Origin of the sequence: Larkinella soli (genome assembly GCF_003703975.1) — a bacterium.
Classification (GTDB): domain Bacteria; phylum Bacteroidota; class Bacteroidia; order Cytophagales; family Spirosomataceae; genus Larkinella; species Larkinella soli.
In genome coordinates, this window is sequence record NZ_QTJY01000020.1 from 61,904 (window position 1) to 80,118 (window position 18,215).

At 58.9% G+C, this 18,215-nt stretch carries 15 protein-coding genes; 5 read left to right on the forward strand and 10 right to left on the reverse strand.

Annotation, left to right across the window (positions count from 1 at the left end; all coding sequences use genetic code 11):
- Position 1 precedes the first annotated feature (1 nt).
- Positions 2 to 1,534 (forward strand): hypothetical protein, encoded by a 1,533-nt coding sequence (locus tag DX909_RS25670; protein ID WP_128548108.1) that lies wholly within the window; start codon positions 2 to 4, stop codon positions 1,532 to 1,534.
- Between the two features lie 31 nt (positions 1,535 to 1,565).
- The gene (locus DX909_RS25675; protein WP_128548109.1) at positions 1,566 to 2,099 is read left to right on the forward strand and encodes a GAF domain-containing protein; all 534 of its coding nucleotides are present in this window, start codon (positions 1,566 to 1,568) and stop codon (positions 2,097 to 2,099) included.
- A 49-nt stretch (positions 2,100 to 2,148) separates the two neighbouring features.
- On the opposite strand, the gene DX909_RS25680 is transcribed toward DX909_RS25675, so the two are convergent.
- The 3 genes from DX909_RS25680 to DX909_RS25690 form a co-directional block, all read right to left on the reverse strand.
- The gene (locus DX909_RS25680; protein ID WP_128548110.1) at positions 2,149 to 4,890 is read right to left on the reverse strand and encodes an ABC transporter permease; all 2,742 of its coding nucleotides are present in this window, start codon (positions 4,888 to 4,890) and stop codon (positions 2,149 to 2,151) included.
- 6 nt (positions 4,891 to 4,896) lie between these two features.
- Positions 4,897 to 5,250, reverse strand: a complete 354-nt coding sequence (locus DX909_RS25685; protein WP_128548111.1) for a PadR family transcriptional regulator — start codon at positions 5,248 to 5,250, stop codon at positions 4,897 to 4,899.
- A gap of 248 nt (positions 5,251 to 5,498) precedes the next feature.
- The gene (locus DX909_RS25690) at positions 5,499 to 6,311 is read right to left on the reverse strand and encodes a class I SAM-dependent methyltransferase (protein ID WP_128548112.1); all 813 of its coding nucleotides are present in this window, start codon (positions 6,309 to 6,311) and stop codon (positions 5,499 to 5,501) included.
- 313 nt (positions 6,312 to 6,624) lie between these two features.
- Here DX909_RS25690 and DX909_RS25695 point away from each other — a divergent pair, with 313 nt between their 5' ends.
- Genes DX909_RS25695 through DX909_RS25705 form a run of 3 tightly spaced genes read left to right on the forward strand, consistent with a single transcriptional unit; the run spans position 6,625 to position 8,872 of the window.
- Positions 6,625 to 7,908, forward strand: a complete 1,284-nt coding sequence (locus DX909_RS25695; RefSeq protein WP_128548113.1) for an alpha/beta hydrolase family protein — start codon at positions 6,625 to 6,627, stop codon at positions 7,906 to 7,908.
- A 30-nt stretch (positions 7,909 to 7,938) separates the two neighbouring features.
- Positions 7,939 to 8,361 carry a hypothetical protein gene (locus DX909_RS25700; protein WP_128548114.1) on the forward strand — a complete coding sequence of 141 codons (423 nt, stop codon included), beginning with the start codon at positions 7,939 to 7,941 and terminating at the stop codon, positions 8,359 to 8,361.
- A gap of 13 nt (positions 8,362 to 8,374) precedes the next feature.
- Positions 8,375 to 8,872: a hypothetical protein gene (locus DX909_RS25705; RefSeq protein ID WP_128548115.1), complete on the forward strand. Its 498-nt coding sequence runs from the start codon at positions 8,375 to 8,377 to the stop codon at positions 8,870 to 8,872.
- On the opposite strand, the gene xth is transcribed toward DX909_RS25705, so the two are convergent.
- The 7 genes from xth to DX909_RS25740 form a co-directional block, all read right to left on the reverse strand.
- Positions 8,869 to 9,648, reverse strand: a complete 780-nt coding sequence (gene xth, locus DX909_RS25710; RefSeq protein ID WP_128548116.1) for an exodeoxyribonuclease III — start codon at positions 9,646 to 9,648, stop codon at positions 8,869 to 8,871. The two genes, DX909_RS25705 and xth, sit on opposite strands and share 4 nt — an antisense overlap.
- A 96-nt stretch (positions 9,649 to 9,744) precedes the next feature.
- Complete coding sequence (locus DX909_RS25715) at positions 9,745 to 11,184, reverse strand: TolC family protein (RefSeq protein WP_128548117.1); 1,440 nt, start codon at positions 11,182 to 11,184, stop codon at positions 9,745 to 9,747.
- Positions 11,174 to 14,380 (reverse strand): efflux RND transporter permease subunit, encoded by a 3,207-nt coding sequence (locus tag DX909_RS25720; protein WP_128548118.1) that lies wholly within the window; start codon positions 14,378 to 14,380, stop codon positions 11,174 to 11,176. The genes DX909_RS25715 and DX909_RS25720 overlap by 11 nt, the downstream gene beginning before the upstream one ends.
- A gap of 25 nt (positions 14,381 to 14,405) precedes the next feature.
- Complete coding sequence (locus tag DX909_RS25725) at positions 14,406 to 15,485, reverse strand: efflux RND transporter periplasmic adaptor subunit (RefSeq protein ID WP_128548119.1); 1,080 nt, start codon at positions 15,483 to 15,485, stop codon at positions 14,406 to 14,408.
- Between the two features lie 24 nt (positions 15,486 to 15,509).
- A complete protein-coding gene (locus DX909_RS25730; RefSeq protein WP_128548120.1) occupies positions 15,510 to 15,797 on the reverse strand; it encodes a hypothetical protein in 288 nt (95 codons plus the stop codon).
- Positions 15,798 to 16,007: 210 nt separating this feature from the next.
- Complete coding sequence (locus DX909_RS25735) at positions 16,008 to 17,372, reverse strand: ATP-binding protein (protein WP_128548121.1); 1,365 nt, start codon at positions 17,370 to 17,372, stop codon at positions 16,008 to 16,010.
- Between the two features lie 21 nt (positions 17,373 to 17,393).
- Complete coding sequence (locus tag DX909_RS25740) at positions 17,394 to 18,065, reverse strand: response regulator (protein ID WP_128548122.1); 672 nt, start codon at positions 18,063 to 18,065, stop codon at positions 17,394 to 17,396.
- Between the last annotated feature and the right edge of the window lie 150 nt (positions 18,066 to 18,215).

Below are 18,215 nucleotides of genomic sequence, written 5' to 3' on the forward strand. Positions count from 1 at the left end.
CATGTTTCTTCCCGCCAAACACAATGCGATCCGGTATTTACATATCGCCACGGTTTCGTATATGGTATTGCCTGCGCTGCTGTTTTTACTGACCTGGGTGCGCCCGTCGATCGGCCTGCCGTGTGTCGTGTTATTATGCGGTATGGCCGCCTATATTTTCACCCGGCCCCGGCAGACGGCCGCCGGTTATTCGCCGGCCTTAAATCGGAAAAACGTACTGATCGCGTCGGTCCTGACGTTCGTTTATCTGCTGGTTTACGGTTTTGGGGAATTCAACTGGCAGTTATTCGATTTCCAGTTTCACAATGCCAAATACCATGATCTGATCGTTAATTCGTGGCCGGTGTATTACCCGAAGTATAACACCTATATGTGTTATTATAATGCCTATTACCTGCCGGTGGCTTTCCTGAGTAAATTTCTGGGCATCGGGTCTGCCCGCTATCTGGCCCTGCTGTGGACGTGGGCCGGTCTCCTGCTGGTGTGCGGCTGGGTCCTGAGTTTAAGCCCGAAACGGCCGTGGCGGGTCTTTCTGGTCCTTTTTATCTTCTGTAACTCATGGGTTTTCATCTGGGCTATCCGGGCCGCAGGGCTGGCCCTGGCTTACCTCCCTCCCAACTACATCGACCTGGGCAATTTTCCGATCATTCTGATGTCTCCCTTCTCGGATCATCTGGTCTGGGCGCCCCAGCATACCATTCCGGCCCTGCTGGCGGCCCTTAGTTTAACCTCTTTTTACCGGCAGCGGCAGGCCGAGTGGCTGCCCATGATGGCCCTGCAATTGGGAGGGGCCCTATTCTGGGGGCCGTTCGCCGTGGTCGGGTCGTTCCCTTTCGTGCTGTATCTGTTCTGGCTCGACCGGCGGCAGTTCCTGAAAAAGCCGTTGTACCTGCTGCTGCCTGTTCTGACCGGCCTGGGGCTGCTTCCGGTGGCTATCTATCTGACCAGTACGCAGATCACCTCCGATCCGGCGGTCAATATGTTCATTACCCAAACCGGCCTTCCCTCCTGGCCCTTCTTTTTTCTGCTGTATATCCTGACCAATTTCGTGATCTGGTACGTGCCGCTGCGGTGGCTGACGCCGAACGACCGGCAGCTGCACCCGTGGCTCACCGTGGCCATCCTTTCCCTTTGTGTGCTGCCCCTCTACCGCCTGGGCATCATGAACGACTGGCAGATGCGGACCAATATCCCCGCCTACAGCATCCTCATCCTGTTTTCGGCACAGTGGCTCGTGAATTACCAGGGCCCCAGACAATGGATACGCTGGGGTTTTATCGTGTTTTGGGCCGTTAACGGACTTTCGACCCTGAAATTCACGGCCGCCTTTCTTCCCCCTCACCCCACCAATACGTTCATTTCGCACCCCTCTCCGTATGGGGACGAGACCACGCCCGATCTGGCGGTCAGACACTACAATCCCGCGACGGCCGGACAGTACCTGCTGCGGTCGGATTCGTTGTTTGAGAAATATTTCATGAGTCCTCCGGCAGCCCGGAACCTTCCATCGACGGCGTCTCGATCGATGCCGTAAACCCGAAACCGGATTCAGAGGTTAAGCCTGCATGACTTTACCAACGTTGCCGGCCGCCGTCGAGGAGATTCTGAGGGCGGGCCACTCCCCGGCCGAAACCCTGAACCAGGTGGTGCGGGCCGTCGGAACGGCTCTGCAGGCCGACCGATGCTTCCTGTACGTACGGCAGCCCGATCAGGGCCGGGGACGAACCGCTTTCTGCTGGCGGAGAAACGAGACCATACCCGACAAAAATACCATTCAGCCGGACTGGCAGCCCGACACCGGTGAGCTTCCCGCCCAGGACCCCCTGATCCGGGCGGGGCTGGCCATGAAACCGTCGGTCTATGTCGATGATGTGGAAACCGCCGGCCCCGAGGTACTCAACCGGCAGTTCGAGCAGGAGACGTTCGGGCACCGGGCGTTGATTCATGCCCATATCCAGCATGACGGCCGGCTATGGGGCATCCTGCAACCCTGCCTCTTTGGCCGCCCCCGGCACTGGACCGACGACGAAAAGGCGCAGATCGAAGCCATCCTGCCGCGATTACAGCCCGTCATTGCCGCTTTTGTCGCCACTGCCTGAGGGGGGGTTGAGGAAGGGTTTTGTCATCCCGGAGCCAGGACCTGGCTGATTATTCCGCCCGCAGGCTTTTGACGGGGTTCGTCAGGGCGGCTTTAATGGCCAGATAGCCGACGGTCAGAACGGCGACGGAAGCCGCCAGCCCGCCCGCCAGGGCAAAAATCCACCAGCCGATGTCGATTCTGTAGGCGAAGTCTCCCAGCCACCGGCTCATGGTGTAGCCGGCAATCGGTGACGCAATCGCGAGGGCAATCAGAATCAGTTTCAGATACTGGGTCAGCAGCAGCGTGACGATGCCGGCGACGGAGGCTCCCAGCACTTTCCGAACGCCGATCTCCTTCGTCCGCTGGTGGGTCGTCAGGGCGGCCAGTCCGAACAGACCCAGACAGGAAATCAGCACGGCTAATCCGGCGAAGACCCCGAAAAGCTGTCCGATCCGCCGTTCGGACTGGTACATGGTATTGAACCGATCGTTCAGGAAGGAATAGGCGAAGGGATTGCCCGTCTCCGCCTTCCACCGCTGTTCGATATCGTTCAGCAGCCTGGGCAGGTCGTCCGTCCGGATGCGCAGGGCCAGCTGCCCATGGTCTTCGCCATAGAACATGACCAGGGGCGCGATGTGCTGATGCATGGATTCGAAGTGGAAGTCCTTCACCACCCCGACGACGGTATAGGTCCGTTTGCTTCCCTCGGTTCCGTCGCCCACCGTGGAAAGCTGCCGACCAATCGGCGATCCGGCCGGTCCGCCGGCGGGGTTCCCGAAACCGTAGGCCCGGACGGCCGCTTCATTCAGCAGGACCGACGCGCTTTCGGAGGGCGACGCTTTTTTGAAATTGCGTCCCAGCACGAGACGAATTCCCAGGGTTGGAAGATAATCTTCGTCGATGAAGTAACCTTTCGAGCGGTGAATGACGGTTCTCGCTCCGTTTCTGACCTGAATCCCGTCTACGCTCTGGCTGGAGGCACCGGCCGGTAAAAAACCGGCGGCCGATACGCCGACGACGGACGACAGCCGGGCCAGTTCGGATTTGAAACCGTCGAATTTTGAACCCAGTACGTGCGTATCGTGTAAAACCAGCACCTGTTCCTTGTCGAAACCTACCTTCTTGTTTTGCATGAACCGCAGCTGCTGGTCGGCCACGATGGTGGCGATGAGGATACCGATCGAAACCACGAACTGCCCCGTCACCAGGGTGTTCCGCAGCCAGCCGCTCCGCAGGCCCGCCTGCAGCCCGCCTTTCAGAACCGTTACGGGTTTGAACGACGACAGCACAAAAGCCGGGTAGCTGCCGGCCAGCAGACCGATCAGGAGGCAGGCCGGAATCGCCCCGGTCAGAATCCGGATACTGAAAATGTCGGCCGCGGTGAACTGTTTCCCGGCCAGCCCGTTGAAGCCGGGCAGCAACAGCAGGACGAGTCCCAGCGCCAGCCCAAGGGCCAGCAGGGTCAGCAGGACCGACTCGGCCAGGAACTGAACGACCAGCTGCCGGCGGACGGAACCCAGCACCTTGCGGATGCCCACCTCGCGGGAGCGCCCGGCCGATCCGGCGGTGGACAGGTTCATGAAGTTGATACAGGCCAGCAGGAGGATAAACAGGGCAATCACCGAAAAAATATAGACATATTTCACGTCGCTGTTGGCCTCCAGTTCGTCGTCCAGGTCGGAATACAGATGAATGGCGGTTACGGGCTGGAAGCTGAAGCCGAAGCGGTTGCCTTTTTGCCGGAATTCGGAAAGAGACTGCCCGAAGAACTCTTTGATTTCCGGCGCGATGTATCTGGCGACGAAGCCCCGGCTCTGGTCTTCGACCTGCTGAATGGGGTAGCCTTTCCGCAACCGAAGGTAGGTGTAGGCCCCGCTGGCCAGCCATTTGCTGCCGTTCCGGACGGAATTGAGCGAGCCGAACATATCGTAATGAAAATGGGTGTTGGACGGAACGTCCGCGCAGACGCCGGTCACCCGGAACAGGCCCAGCTGGCCCAGGGACAGTGTTTTCCCGACGGGGTCCGTCTCCCCGAAATATTTCCGGGCGACGGTTTGCGACAGGACCAGCGTGTTCGGTTCGGTCAGCGCGCGGACCCGGTGGCCTTTGAGCATCGGGATGGAGAAAACCGAAAAGAAGTTCGAGTCGACGAAGGCCACATTTTCTTCCTTGATGATGTCCTGATGGTGTTTCACCAGAAAAGCGCCTTCCCGGCGCAGGCGGGTTACGGCCTCCACCCCGGGGCAGTCCCGCAGAAGTGCCTGCCCGGCCGGGCCGGGGGCGTAGGCCAGATCGATGTCCTTGTCGTCCATCCGGCCATACAGGGTCATGCGGTAAATCCGGTCCGAATCGGCGTGGTAGCGGTCGTAACTCAGTTCGTGCACCACGAAGAGGACGATCAGCAGGCAGGTGGCCAGCCCCACGGCCAGGCCGATAATATTGATGGCGGTGAAGGCCTTATGCCGCCACAGGTTCCGGAAAGCGATGGTCAGATAATTGGACAGCATGGCGAAAAACGGGGGATTAGCGTACTCGTTATCAAAGCGATGGAAGGGTTGGGCCGCCGGTCGTCTTGTAAAGAAAGGGGTAAAGCAGTGCATCACCTGCCGGACATACTCGCGTCGGGCGCGGGCCGGGCCGACCTGAGCCACCCGCTTCCGGAAGTTTTCATGTAAGTCGCCCTGGACATACTCCAGCAGGTGCGGGGCAACGAACCATTCGAGCAGCCGGTCGGCCCAGCGGGGCGGCTGGAAGGCCCCATCCTCGACTGGCCCGTCAGGGTCCGAAGGTAATTTGGACGGCTTTTTCATGGCGTCTTACATGGGATTGACCGACAAACCCAGAAGCTGAAGCTTGCCCTGGGGTATGGACTGCCAGAGCCGGGTGCGCACCTGCTGCATCTCCAGCAGGGCCTGACCGCCGGCGGCCGTCAGGGCAAACAGCCGCTTGCTCCGTCCGCCCCGTTCGGCGGTGGCCCCGCCCACCGAGGACGACAGAAAGCCTTTTTCTTCAAGCCGGTAAAGGGTCGTATGCACCGCGCCGATGGTGAAACTGCGGCCGGTTTGCTGCTGGAGCTGCTCCATGACCGGCACCCCGTAGACATCTTCGCTGCTGGCGGCCACCACCAGCAGCACCAGTTCTTCCAGTTCTCCCAGAACCGTCTTTTTCATGCGTGTATCGGGCCGATTGATTAGATACAATATCTTAAATCAAATCTGATGCCAGAGATAAAAAAGGGCCTCAGCGCGCGTCGAGGCCTTATAGAGAGGCTGCTCCTGTCCAGAAACGGACGCTTTCCTGTCCAGGATTGGACAGGAAGGTTCGCTGAACGGGATGAGGTGGCCGGCCCCGGTACCCACAAAAAAAGCACCGGTCCATTCGGGACCGGTGCAGTGGATTGGTGACGAAGTGAAACGAATCAGCGCTTTACGGTGACTCGCAGAAACGTGGCCGGGATCCGGGTCGTGTTCGGGTCGGTGCTCTGGTTCTGGCTGGCGAACAGGGCTTCCAGTTCCCGTTGCAGGTCCCCGGCCTTCCCGTTCTTCTCCGCGGCTTCGAAGGCATTCATAGTCGGGCCGTAGTAGGTACGGAACCGATTCAGGAACTCCGACGTCGAAAAGGGAGCGATGAACGTATACGTATCCTTTTCAAAGGTGATATTTTCTTCCGGAATCCCGGCCTGTGCGAAGCGTTCCACCACCTGGCTCTCCACACCCCACAGCATGGGGCTGACGAAGCCCTCCGGGGGCGCCGGCGTGTAGGCCGAGCTGATCTTCAGAATCTGGGCCACCAGCGTGGGATCACCCGGAATCCAGTTGCCCATCACGATGCGGCCGCCCGGCCGGGTCACCCGCACCATTTCCCGGGCGACGTCGAACGGCCGAGGAGCGAACATGGCGCCGAAGATGCTGACCACCAGGTCGAAGGTTCCGTCATTGATCCAGCTCAGATCGGTCGCGTCGCCTTCCTGGATGGTGCAATTGGTCAGCCCTTCGCTCTGCGCCCGTTTGTTACCGGCGTCGACCAGGTTCCGGGCGATGTCGACGCCCAGCACTTTGGCGCCGGCTTTGGCGGACGGGATGGCGGTCGTGCCGTCTCCGCAGCCCAGGTCGAGGACGTTCAGTCCTGCGGTGACCCCGATTTTTTCGATCAGGGCAGCCCCGCTTTCCCGCATCGTTTCAGCCAGGCGAGTGAAGTCGCCTTTTTCCCATAAAGCTTTGTTAGGATTCATGATGTTTGTTCATTAGTCTTCCGATGCCGGCGCCCGCTGAGGCCCCTCCTGCCCCGGAAGAGTTGTGGATAAGATGATTAAAAGAGTAAAGAATTCCGTTTAGTTTTGCAACGAGCAACTGCAGATGCCGGCGGGAAAGAAAGGAAAAAGCTTCCTTTCAAAACCTGCACAAAGGTAGGGACGGCTTCCGTCAGGAAAATCAACGAAATCCGTGATTTTTAGGTCACTGAATTCGGTGACTTCCCATCTGCAGACTACGGGACCGGACCACCTCCGGCCCCGGTATTTTCCGTTTCCAAACCCTCCTGATATCATGTTCCGTCGCCGGCTTCTGCTGCTTTTCTGTGTTCTTTCCCTGGGGGCGGTTTTCGCCCAGACCCCGGCCGAAACCTTCATTGTGGGCGACCCGCTGCCCGATGCCCCCGAACTGGCCCCGCGCGGGGCCTACAAGGTGGGTGTTCGCACCCTGAAACTGACCAACCCCGGCCAGGCCGATATTCTGAAAGCCAAAGACGGCCGCGCCCCCGCCTATGATCGCCCCCTGACCGTGGAAGTCTGGTATCCGGCCCGCATCCCGGACGGGCAGGCCGAACTGACCCAGTATGAGCAGGTCATGGGGCTGGCCGGCAATCCGCAGCGGCCGCTGGTGCCCTATGCGTTTCCCGGCCGCGCCCTGCGGGATGCCGAACCCCAGAAACAAGGGGGGCCGTTTCCGCTGGTCATCGTCTCGCACGGCTTTCCCGGCTCCCGGTATCTGATGACCTACCTGACTGAAAATCTGGCGTCCAAAGGCTACGTGGTGGTCGCCATCGACCATACCGAGTCGACGTACCGGGATGTGGCGAACTTCAGCAGCACCCTGTTCCACCGGCCGCTCGACGACCTGTTCGTGCTGAACGAAATGGCCCGGCTGGGGGCCGGGAACAGCCGGTCTTTCCTGTCGGGATTACTGGACGCCGGCAAAACGGCCCTGATCGGCTACTCGATGGGCGGTTACGGGGTGCTGAACGTCGGGGGCGCCGGTTACAGCCAGCAGGCCGTCGGCTTCTTCAAACAGTTGGCCGGCAGCGACACGCTCCGGCTCCGTGCGGCCGGGTCGCCGGCGCTGTCGGCTCCGCCCGATCCCCGGATCAAAGCCATCGTGGCCTTCGCGCCCTGGGGCATGGAGCGGGGCGTGTGGGATGCCGAGGGCCTGGCCGGGCTTCGCCTGCCGACGCTGTTCATCGCCGGAGATCAGGACGACATTTCCGGGTATGAAAAAGGCATCAAAAAAATCTTCGAAGGGGCCGTCAATGCCGACCGGTATATGCTTACCTATGTCAACGCCCGGCACAACGTGGCGCCGAATGCCCCGGCAGCCGCCGTCCTCCGGCCCGGACTGCCCATCAACGAATACCAGCATTATGCCGAACCCGGCTGGAACGAGCGCCGGATCAACAACATCAACCAGCACTTTGTGACGGCTTTTCTGGGATGGCATCTGAAGGGGCAGGACAACCAGAAGTACCTGAACGTCCCCGAAAAGGTCACCGACGGCCCCTGGCCCGGCTTCAAACCCCGCGCCGTCGGGCTGGAGATGCGGCACGCCAAACCGTAGGAATACCGGCTATCCGATCCTCGTAACCTCATGGAACAACGGCTGATTCGTTACCTCAACACGGACCTCGATCTGGAAGCCGCCTTCGACCTGAGCCCGCTGGCCGAAGCGCTGGCCGCCCGCGGCCTTCTGGTGCTTCACGTGCGTCGGTGGGAGTCCGGCTCGTGGTCGGCCCGGCTGGAAACGGCGGTGCCGTTCACCGACCCCGATGCGAATCTTCAGGCCCTGCTTTCTGCCGTCGAAACCCTGGAAGGGCCGCTCCGAAGTCAGTGGGCGGCCTGCACGGTCCGGGCGTTCGACATGGGCTACGACAGCGGCCACGAACCCCGGAACTTCTACCGGCAGCTGACGCCCGCGACCCTGGGCCGGATGGCCGCCCTCAACGCGACCCTCGTCATCACGATCTATCCGCCCGAACCCGACGAATCGGACAACGGGAATTTATCCACCTGAACCACACAGCCCCATGAGAAAGCTGATCATCGAATCGACTCCCTCCCGAACGTTTACCTTACGAGAAGCCGGGTCCCAGCTGGCCACCCTGACCTACGACAACTGGTTCTCCTTCAGCGCCCGGATTCAGCTGGCCGGCGGCACCGCCTACGAAGTCGACCCCAAAGGCTTCTGGGGCACCACGATCGAGCTGAAGCGGGAGCAGCAGGTGCTTCTGGACTTCCGGATGAACTGGAACGGCAGCATCATCCTTAAATCCCGTCTGGACGGCAACGAGAGAGAATTTGCCTTTAAAGCCAAAGGGGTTTGGCAGAGTTCGTACCTTCTTCAGGACCGGGAGCAGCGGAACTGGATGGCCGTGAAGCCGGATTTTAGCTGGCAGAAGTTCAATTACAGCTTCGAAATTGAAGCGGAAGACATTTATCCCGACCGGGAGCTGAACGATCTGATGGTGATGATGGCGGTCCATTGCGCCAACTACTACATCACCATGATGTCCGCCGGCAGTTAGGCCGGATTTTCAAGCTCGATCCAGACCGGGGCGTGGTCGCTGGTTTTCTCCCAGCCCCGGACCTGCCGGTCCACCCCGCCGGCTTTCAGACGGTTTCTCAGGGCGGGGCTCAGCAGAAAATGATCGATCCGGAGGCCGGCGTTGCGCCCGAAGGCATTGCGAAAGTAATCGTAGAACGTGTAGATTTTCTCGTTCGGATACAGCGTCCGGAGGGCGTCGGTCCAGCCCTGGGCCAGCAGTTGGCGGTAGGCCTCGCGAACCTCGGGGAGAAAGAGGGCGTCGGCGGTCCAGCTTTCGGGCCGGTACACGTCCATTTCCGTGGGAATCACGTTGTAGTCGCCCGCCAGCACGACCGGTTCCTCCTGCGCCAGCAGGGTCTGGGCGTGGTCCTGAAACCGCCGGAACCAGTCCAGTTTGTAGTCCAGTTTCGGGCCGGGGGCGGGGTTGCCGTTGGGCAGATACAGGCAGCCGACGAGGAGGCCGCCGACGCGGGCTTCGATGTACCGGCTGGGGGCGTCTTCCTCCTCCCCCGGCAGCACCCGCCGGATTTCCTGCGGCTCCCCGACCTTCGACAGGATGGCGACGCCGTTCCAGCTTTTCTGACCGTGCCAGACGGCCTGATAACCGGCTTCCTGAATCGCCGTGAGGGGAAACTTCTCCTGGGGCGCTTTCAGCTCCTGTAGACAGACGATGTCGGGGGCGGTTTCCCGGAGCCAGCGCAGCAGCACCGGCAGGTGGCCGTTCACCCCGTTGACGTTATAGGTTGCTATTCTCATGATCCGGAGGTTCTGAAACGGCGAAAAGCCGCTCAATTTTTCAATTAAGCGGCTTTTTCGCAGAAATTCCAGTTTTTCCGACAGAGCGGTTTTCCTTTACCGATTCCAGCCGCCCCCGAGCGCCCGGTAGATATTGACCATGGCGTTCATTTGCCGCATCCGGGTTTCGATCAGGTCCATCCGGGCTTCGAGCACATCCCGCTGGGTCAGCAGCACTTCCATGTAGTCGGCCCGGGCGGAGGTGAAAAGCCGGAGGGAGATGCCGGTCGACTGCGTCAGCGCCTGCACCTGGTTATTTTTCGTGCTGTAACTTTTCTCCAGGTTATTGATGCTGGACCACTGATTGACCACCTCGATATAGGCATTCAACACCGTGCGCTCGTAATCATAAACGGCCTGAATCTGCCTGGCATTTGCACTTTTGTACGTCGCCGTAATGGCATTCCTGTTGACGACCGGGCCGACCAGATCACCGATCAGCGACCCGATCAACGACGCGGGCGTATTCACGAGGTAGATCGGATTGAAGGCCATGACCCCCAGCGAAGCCGAAAGGTGCAGGGAGGGGTAGAAATTGGCCCGGGCCACACCGACATCGATTTTGGCCGCTTCCAGCCGGCGTTCGGCCCGGCGGATGTCCGGGCGGTTTTCCAGCAGCTGCGCCGGGGTTCCCGCACTGATTTTAGCGGGCGCCAGGTCGCCGAAAATCCGCGAATTTCGCTGAACGTGCTGCGGAAACCGTCCGACCAGAAAGTTGATTCGGTTTTCGGTTTCCACGATCCTCTGCTGAATGTCATACTGGAGGTTCTGCGTTTTGTACACCTCCGCTTCAAACCGGCGGACGGCCAGTTCGGTCACCTTCGCGGCTTCCTTTTCCTGCCTGATGATTGAAAGCGCATTGTTCAGGATCTCGATGTTTCGCTGGATGATTTCGAGTTGATTGTCCAGCGCCAGCAGTTCATAATACGAATTGGCCACCTCGGCCACCAGATTCGTCACCTGAAAATTCCGGCCTTCGATGGAAGCCAGATAACTGGCGACGGCCGATTTTCTGGCGTTCCGCAGCTTATGCCAGATATCGACTTCCCAGCTGGCAAACGCGCCGATATACGAATTCGGTAATACGTCCGGGGTTTCTTTTCCCGGTTTGATATCCGTTACCGCGTCGGCGGCTCCCTGGCTGGTATAGCGGGATACCTTTTCGACGCCCGAACCCCCGCCCACCGTGACGAAAGGCAGATACTCCCCTTTGCGGGCCAGAATTTCGTTGTTCGAAATCTGAATTTCCTGGAGCGTCATGTTCAGCTCCTGGTTGTTGGCCAGGGCGGTGTCGATCAGGGCGGTTAGGTTGGGGTCCGTAAAAAACGCCTGCCATCGCATCTTTCCCGAGTTGGTGGAATCCGGCGAGCCGTTGTAGCTCGCCGGCACGGATCGGTTCTCCGTTTTGGAAACCATCCGGGGAACCGTGCAGGCCGCGTTGAGCAGAGTAAGGGCCACCACGACCCCTAACCCGTTCGGAATTCGGTTATTTCTCATTGACTTCACTTGCTTCAGGTTGCGGAAAAGCGTCTATGGTATGGACCAGTTCGTCGGTCAGCGAATCTTCTTCTTCTCCTTTGATCAGCTTGCGGCCGTCGGCCAGGTGGCCGAAGATGTAATACAGGCCGGGGATGATGATGACGCCGAAAATGGTGCCGAACAACATACCGCCCATGGCCGAGGCCCCGATCGTCCGGTTGCCGATGGCTCCGGCCCCTTTCGCCAGGATCAGCGGAATCAGACCGGCCACGAAGGCGAAGGAGGTCATCAGAATCGGGCGGAAACGGACCCGGGCGCCCTCGATGGCCGCATTCAGAATCGTTTCGCCCTGCTGGCGCTTCTGCACCGCAAATTCGACGATCAGCACGGCGTTCTTACCCAGCAGGCCGACCAGCATGATCAGGCCGATCTGAGCGTAGATGTTGTTCTCCAGCCCCATGAGCTTCAGCAGCAGGAACGAGCCGAAGATTCCCACCGGCAGCGAGAACAACACGGCCAGCGGAATGATGAAACTTTCGTACTGAGCCGCCAGCACGAGGTAGACGAAGGCCACCACGATCAGGAACACGTACAGCGACTCGTTGCCCCGGATCGACTCGTCGTAGGAAAGGCCCTCGAAAGCGATGTCGTAGCCCTTCGGCAGCGTTTTGGCGGCCACCTCCCGGATGGCCTGGATGGCCTCCGCCGTGGTAAAGCCCTTCGCCGGCAGCCCCTGGATGGCGGCTGAATTGTACAGGTTGAAACGCGTGATTTCGTTGGGACCCTGGCCTTTCCTGAGCGTCATGAAGGAGGAGTACGGCACCATTTCGCCCGCGTCGTTCTTGACAAAAAGGTTCAGCAGGTCGGACGGAAGCCGCCGGAAGCTGGGGTCCGACTGGACGTATACCTTGAAAAACTGGTTGAACTTGATGAAACCCTGTTCGTAGGTACTGCCGATCATGATGTTGAGGTTATCCATCGCCTTGCCGATCGACACGCCTTTCTGCATCGCCAGCTTGTTGTCGATCTCCAGTTCGTACTGCGGATAGTTCGCGGCAAAGAAGGTGAACAGACCGGTCAGCTCTTTCCGCTTGCCCAGCGCGTCCATGAAATCCTTATTGATCTTATCGAATTCCCGGTAGTCCGTATCGGTGGTTTTATCCAGCAGGCGCATCGAGAAACCGCCCGACGTACCGAAACCCGGGATGGCCGGCGGTTCGAAGAATTCGACCGTCGCGCCGAGGCCCTTTGATTTCACCTCCAGTTCTTCCATGATCTCTTTCACGTTCTGGTCCCGCTGCGACCAGGGTTTGAGGTTGATCAGACAGGTCCCGGCGTTGGAACCCCGCCCCTCCGTCATGATCTCGTAACCGGCCAGCGAAGAGACCGACTCGATGCCCGGCACTTCCTCACAGATTTTCTGAAGCCGTCGTGACACCTCGTTGGTCTTTTCCAGCGTCGAGCCGGGGGGCGTCTGGATGATGGCGTAGATCGTACTCTGGTCTTCGTTCGGAATAAAGCCGGCCGGCAGAATCTGATTCTCGTAGGCGATACCCAGACAGAAAGCTCCCAGGACGACGAAGGTAACGACCCGCCGGTTGACGATCCGTTTCAACAGGCCGACATACCGCCCGGTCATGTGGTCGAATCCCCGGTTGAAGCGGTCGATGCCGCGGGCCAGCAGGTTCTTTTTCCGCGTATGTCCATGGTGGTTTTTCAGGAGCATGGCGCACAGCACCGGGGTCAGCGTCAGAGCGATCAGGGCTGAAATCACGATGGAGCTGGCCATGGTGATCGAGAACTGCCGGTAGAACGTCCCCACCGGACCCGACATGAAGGAGATGGGCAGGAAGACCGAAACCATGACGGCCGTGATGGCGATGATGGCCCCGCTGATCTCCGCCAGCACCTTTTTGACCGCCCCGAAGGGCGTCAGTTCCGGTTCCTCCTCCATCCTGGCATGCACGGCCTCCACCACTACGATGGCGTCGTCCACCACGATCCCGATGGCGAGAACCAGGGCAAAGAGGGTAATCAGGTTGATGGAAAGCCCGAACGCCTGAATCACAAAAAATGCCCCGACCAGCGATACCGGCACCGCCAGAATCGGAATCAGGGTGGACCGCCAGTCGCCCAGGAACACGAACACCACCAGCGCCACCAGGATGAAGGCGTCCCGCAGCGTGTCGATGACCTGCTCGATCGATGCATCCAGAAACTGGGACACGTCATAACTGATTTTATAATCCATGCCCGGAGGAAAGGACTCCCGCATGACTTCGAGCTTCTTTTTTACATCTTCAATGACCTCGCTGGCATTGCTGCCGTAGTTCTGCCGCAGCACGATGGCGGCTGAGGGGCGGCCGTCCAGGTTGGAATAAATGTCGAAGAATTCACTGCCCAGTTCCACTTTGGCAATATCCTTCAGGTGGATACTTTCTCCCTGCGCATTGGCCCGGACGATGATGTCCTCGTACTCTTTCGGCTCGCTGTACCGCCCTTTGTAGGTCAGCACGTATTCCAGCGACTGGGCGGCAATCCCGGAGCTCTGTCCGATCCGGCCCGGCCGGCCGATGATGCTCTGCTCACCCAGCGCCTTCATGACCTCTTCGGTGGAGATGTTGTAGGCCCGCATCCGGTCGGGGTTCAGCCAGACGCGCATGGCATACCGCCGGCTCCCCAGAATCTGCGCCCGGGCGACCCCCCGCGTCCGCTGGATCTCGGGGATCATTTTAACCGTGGCGTAGTTGAACAGGAATTTTTCGTCCATGCTCTTTTCTTTCGAATAGAGATTGACGTACATCAGCATACTGGGCTGGATCGGCGTGATGATGACCCCTTCCCGCTGCACCAGTTCGGGCAGGAGCGGCATGACCTGGTCCACCCGGGTCTTCACCCGGATGACGGCATCGTTCGGGTCCGTGCCGGGTTCGAAAATGATCCGGAGGGTGGCCTCCCCCGCGCTGGTGGCGTCCGTGGCGATATACCGCATATCCTGCACCCCGTTGATCGCCTGTTCAAGCGTGATCAGGGTCGATTTCACCAGCACATCCGCGCTGGAGCCGGGATAGGCAATGAAGATATTGACAGTGGTCGGGGCAATGTCCGGGAATTGAGAAATAGGTAACTGTCTGATGGCCAGCACACCGACAAACACGATCATGATCGAGATCACGATAGCGAATACGGGTCTTCGGATGAATTTATTGAACATGTCGTCTGCGGTTTAGAATACCTTGTTATTCGGCATAGAGACTTAAATGGGCCATGACGGAATCAGGCTTTACGAACTTGCAGCGTATTTTTTCGTTCTCCCGTACCTGGCGCAGGCCTTCCAGCAGAATCCGGTCCTCCTTATTCAGACCCGCCTTCACGACGAAAATGTGAGGCAGTTCGGCGGCAATCGTGATTTCCCTCGATCGAATCTTGTCTTCCTTATCCACCACATACACGTATTTCTTTTCGAGAACCTCGAAGGTGGCTTTCTGCGGGATGATCAGGGCATTTTTTACCGGTAAAGTCATCTGGATATTCCCGGTTTCGCCGTGGCGGAGCAGCCCTTTCGGATTCGGGAATGTGGCCCGGAAAGCGATGTTGCCGGTTTCATTGTTGAAGTCGGCTTCGATGGTCTGCACCACGCCGGGGTAATCAAACACCTGCTGGTTGGCCATCAGCAGGTTCACATGCTTCAGGTTTTCCTGCCGGGCGTGGGTTTTGTAGTTGAGGTATTCGGCCTCCGGAACGTTGAAATACACCCACATTTTGCTGTTGTCGGACAGCGTCGTCAGCAACTCGCCTTCGTCCAGGAGACTTCCTTCCCGGACGTAGAAATGGTCCATGATGCCGGTGAACGGAGCCCGGATCTCCGTAAAACCGAGGTGGACTTTGGCAACCGACACTTCCGCATTGGCCTTGTCCAGCTTGGCTTTCGCCAGGGCCAGTTCGGCTTTCGAGACAATGTTGCTGTCGGCCAGGGATTTGGTATTCCGGTATTCGACTTCCGCGAAATTGGCTTCGGCCTGCGCCTTCTGGAGTTCGGCCTGGTACTGGATCGGCAGAATCTGGAACATGAGCTGTCCCTGCCGGACCATCTGCCCTTCGTCCACATAAATCTTCTTCAGGTAGCCTTTTTCCAGCGCCCTCAATTCGATATGCTGGATCGAACGGACCTGGCACACGTACTGGTTCGTGACCGTGGTGTCATTTTTCAGGGGGCTCGTTACCAGAAACTCGGTTTCTTCTTCCTTTTCTTCTTTGCGGGAGCAGCCCGTATTCCAAAACAGGGCGCACAAGCAGATGAGTATGAGGATCCTTTTCATACGTTCTTCGTTTTAAATAGCTATTTATTTCGGAAGGGAAGGAACAGCGGCCGCCTGGCCGGGCGGGGCGTCGGGAAGTTGCTCCAGCCGGCGGATCAGGCTGTCTTTCTGCAGATTGGCCCGCCGGCAGTCCGTAAGTTCCTGCTGCCAGAGGCCGGTTTCCGCCGGACCGGCTGCGTGGCTGAACTCGTCGTCGTACCAGCCCGGCCGTCGGCTCCGTTCGTACAGCAGAAAGCCGTTGAACACCAGCGAAAGTGCCAGTGCCAGCCCAAAGCCGTAGAGCAAAACCGAGGGAAAATGCCGACGCTGCATTGCCTGTTCCTGTGTTGATAGTCACAAAGCAAGCCCCGCCACATTAAAACGGTATGAGAAGGAAATTAGAAGATATTAGAAAAGTTAAAACCCACTCCGGCCGGCACCCACCCTCTCCGCACCCCTCGGGCATAACTTTAGCGCCTGTATGGCGTTATAACCGGTATTGACCGGCATCTATTCTTAAATAATGAAATCTATTTATCAAAATTATCCAATTAACATAACACCCGGCAACTGAATGATTACGGTCGTTCCCTGATTCACCCGGGACGTAAACCGGGTGGTGCCCTGGTGCAGTTCGATGATTTTCTGCGTGACGGCCAGCCCGATGCCGAAGCCCGGCACACCGTCCACGTTCTTCCCCCGGTACAGCGGATCGAGAATGTGGGCCGCATCGGCCTCCTCGACCCCCCGCCCCCGGTCGGTGACGATTACCGTTATCTCAGCGTCGCGGGATTGCAGTTGTACGGAAACGGCTTCGTCGGAGTATTTACAGGCATTATCCAACACGTTCAGAAAAGCCGTCGTCAGCAGGGTCGCGTTGCCCCTGACGGTGAAGGAATCCTCCTCTCCGGCCGAAAACTGAAGCGGCAGGCTCCGGCCCGGATACCGCGTCTGCACCTGTCCGATGGCCGTCAGGAGGCAGTCGTCCACCTGAACGGGCACCAGCGCCAGGGTTCCGTCGGTCACCTTGGCCAGACCCAGCAGGCTGTTGGTCAGGCCGATTACCTTCTTCAGTTCTTCCACGGACACTTCCATGCTGTCGCGCCAGTCGGCGGGGTTTTTATCGTACCGAAGGGAGGTTTGCAGCGTTCCCAGGATGTTGGTGAGCGGGGTCCGGAGTTCGTGGGAGGCATGGGAGACGAAGCTGCGCTGGGAGACGAACGCATCCTCCAGCCGGAACAGCATCTGGTTGAAGGTCATGGCGAGCTGGGCGATTTCATCCCGGCGGTTTCCTTCGTGTACCCGCTTGTGCAGTTGCTTCGCCGTGATCTGCTCCACCTCCTCCACGATCTGGGAGATGGGCTTCAGCACCCGGCCCGAAAAATACCAGCCCGCCAGCACAATCAGCGTAAACCCCAGCAGGTTCGCCAGCAGCAGAATCTGCTGGAGGGTGCCGAGTTTGGCAAAACCGATGCGGTCGTAGCCGGAGGCAAAGATGTAAAACAACTGCCCCCGGTCGCGGTAAGGCATCAGGATGGATTCCAGGTGGCCGCTCCGGAATTCAAACGGGGATTCGTCGGTCACCAGCGGTATTTTCTCCTTGTAGTAGTCCGATTCCTTCAGGGTCCGGTTGGTGAAGACCAGATTCTGCCGGCTGTCGAAGATGCTGATCTGCTCCTCCACGATGGTCAGCAGGTCCGTCCGGACCATGTTTTTGAAGAAGTCGTCGTGGAGGTGACGCCGGGAAATCAGCACCCGGCCGGCCACGTGCGCCTTGCTTTCCAGCCGGCTGTAAAACTCCTCCCGGCGGTAAAGCGAGTAGAAATACCAGACCAGCAGCGACAGCGTGACCTGGATGGCGGTGGCCAGGAGGGTAAAAATAAGCGTCAGGCGATTCCGGATAAGCATGAAGGGGCCGATGATAAACTGTTAACCTTCCCGGAGGACGTACCCCATCCCGACGATGGTATGCAGCAGCTTGGGAGAATAACCCTTGTCGATCTTTTTGCGGAGGTAGCTGATGTAGACGTCGATGATGTTGGACGTATTGTCGAAATTGAGGCTCCAGACCCGCTCGCTGATGTCCACGCGGGAGATGATTTTGCCTTTGTTGAGCATCAGGTATTCCATCAGGGAATATTCCCGGGTGGTCAGGTCGATGCGTTTACCCGCCCGGGTCACGGTTTTGGTGTCCAGATTCAGCTCCAGGTCGGCCAGCCGCAGCACCTGCCTCGGCCGGGCCCCGTTCCTCCGGGTGAGGGCCCGAAGCCGCAGCAGCAGCTCCTGAAACTCGAACGGTTTTGCCAGATAATCGTCCGCCCCGGCATGGAAGCCGTCCGACTTGTCGGCCAGGCTGTCGAGGGCGGTCAGCATCAGGACGGGTACGGTTTCGTTCTCCGCCCGGATCAGGCGGCATAGTTCAAAGCCGTTCATCAGCGGCAGGTTGATATCCAGGATGATCAGGTCATACTCCTCCTTGCGAAACAGCGATAAGCCCGTTCGTCCGTCGTAGGCCACCTGAATCTCGTAGCCTTCCGCCAGAATTCCCTTCCGGATGAAAGAAGCCAGCCGCTCTTCGTCTTCGACTAAAAGGATCTTCATGAAATAAAAAATAGAATATGGAAGCGCACACGGAGCCGGGAACGGTAATTTCGGGACGAAGGATAGGATGGTGACGTTTCGGCAAAACGGCGGTCGCCCCCGGGGGGCGGAAACCGGCCTGCCAAAGATACGCACAGGTTTGGTGACGAA

Bases quoted from the DNA above. Each gene is read 5' to 3' on its own strand.
- DX909_RS25675 (WP_128548109.1), top strand. From the start codon at position 1,566: ATGACTTTACCAACGTTGCCGGCCGCCGTCGAGGAGATTCTGAGGGCG.
- DX909_RS25680 (WP_128548110.1), bottom strand. From the start codon at position 4,890: ATGAAAAAGCCGTCCAAATTACCTTCGGACCCTGACGGGCCAGTCGAG.
- DX909_RS25685 (WP_128548111.1), bottom strand. From the start codon at position 5,250: ATGAAAAAGACGGTTCTGGGAGAACTGGAAGAACTGGTGCTGCTGGTG.
- DX909_RS25715 (WP_128548117.1), bottom strand. From the start codon at position 11,184: ATGAGAAATAACCGAATTCCGAACGGGTTAGGGGTCGTGGTGGCCCTT.
- DX909_RS25720 (WP_128548118.1), bottom strand. From the start codon at position 14,380: ATGTTCAATAAATTCATCCGAAGACCCGTATTCGCTATCGTGATCTCG.
- DX909_RS25730 (WP_128548120.1), bottom strand. From the start codon at position 15,797: ATGCAGCGTCGGCATTTTCCCTCGGTTTTGCTCTACGGCTTTGGGCTG.
- DX909_RS25695 (WP_128548113.1), top strand. From the start codon at position 6,625: ATGTTCCGTCGCCGGCTTCTGCTGCTTTTCTGTGTTCTTTCCCTGGGG.
- DX909_RS25725 (WP_128548119.1), bottom strand. From the start codon at position 15,485: ATGAAAAGGATCCTCATACTCATCTGCTTGTGCGCCCTGTTTTGGAAT.
- DX909_RS25690 (WP_128548112.1), bottom strand. From the start codon at position 6,311: ATGAATCCTAACAAAGCTTTATGGGAAAAAGGCGACTTCACTCGCCTG.
- xth (WP_128548116.1), bottom strand. From the start codon at position 9,648: ATGAGAATAGCAACCTATAACGTCAACGGGGTGAACGGCCACCTGCCG.
- DX909_RS25735 (WP_128548121.1), bottom strand. From the start codon at position 17,372: ATGCTTATCCGGAATCGCCTGACGCTTATTTTTACCCTCCTGGCCACC.
- DX909_RS25705 (WP_128548115.1), top strand. From the start codon at position 8,375: ATGAGAAAGCTGATCATCGAATCGACTCCCTCCCGAACGTTTACCTTA.
- DX909_RS25740 (WP_128548122.1), bottom strand. From the start codon at position 18,065: ATGAAGATCCTTTTAGTCGAAGACGAAGAGCGGCTGGCTTCTTTCATC.
- DX909_RS25670 (WP_128548108.1), top strand. From the start codon at position 2: ATGTTTCTTCCCGCCAAACACAATGCGATCCGGTATTTACATATCGCC.
- DX909_RS25700 (WP_128548114.1), top strand. From the start codon at position 7,939: ATGGAACAACGGCTGATTCGTTACCTCAACACGGACCTCGATCTGGAA.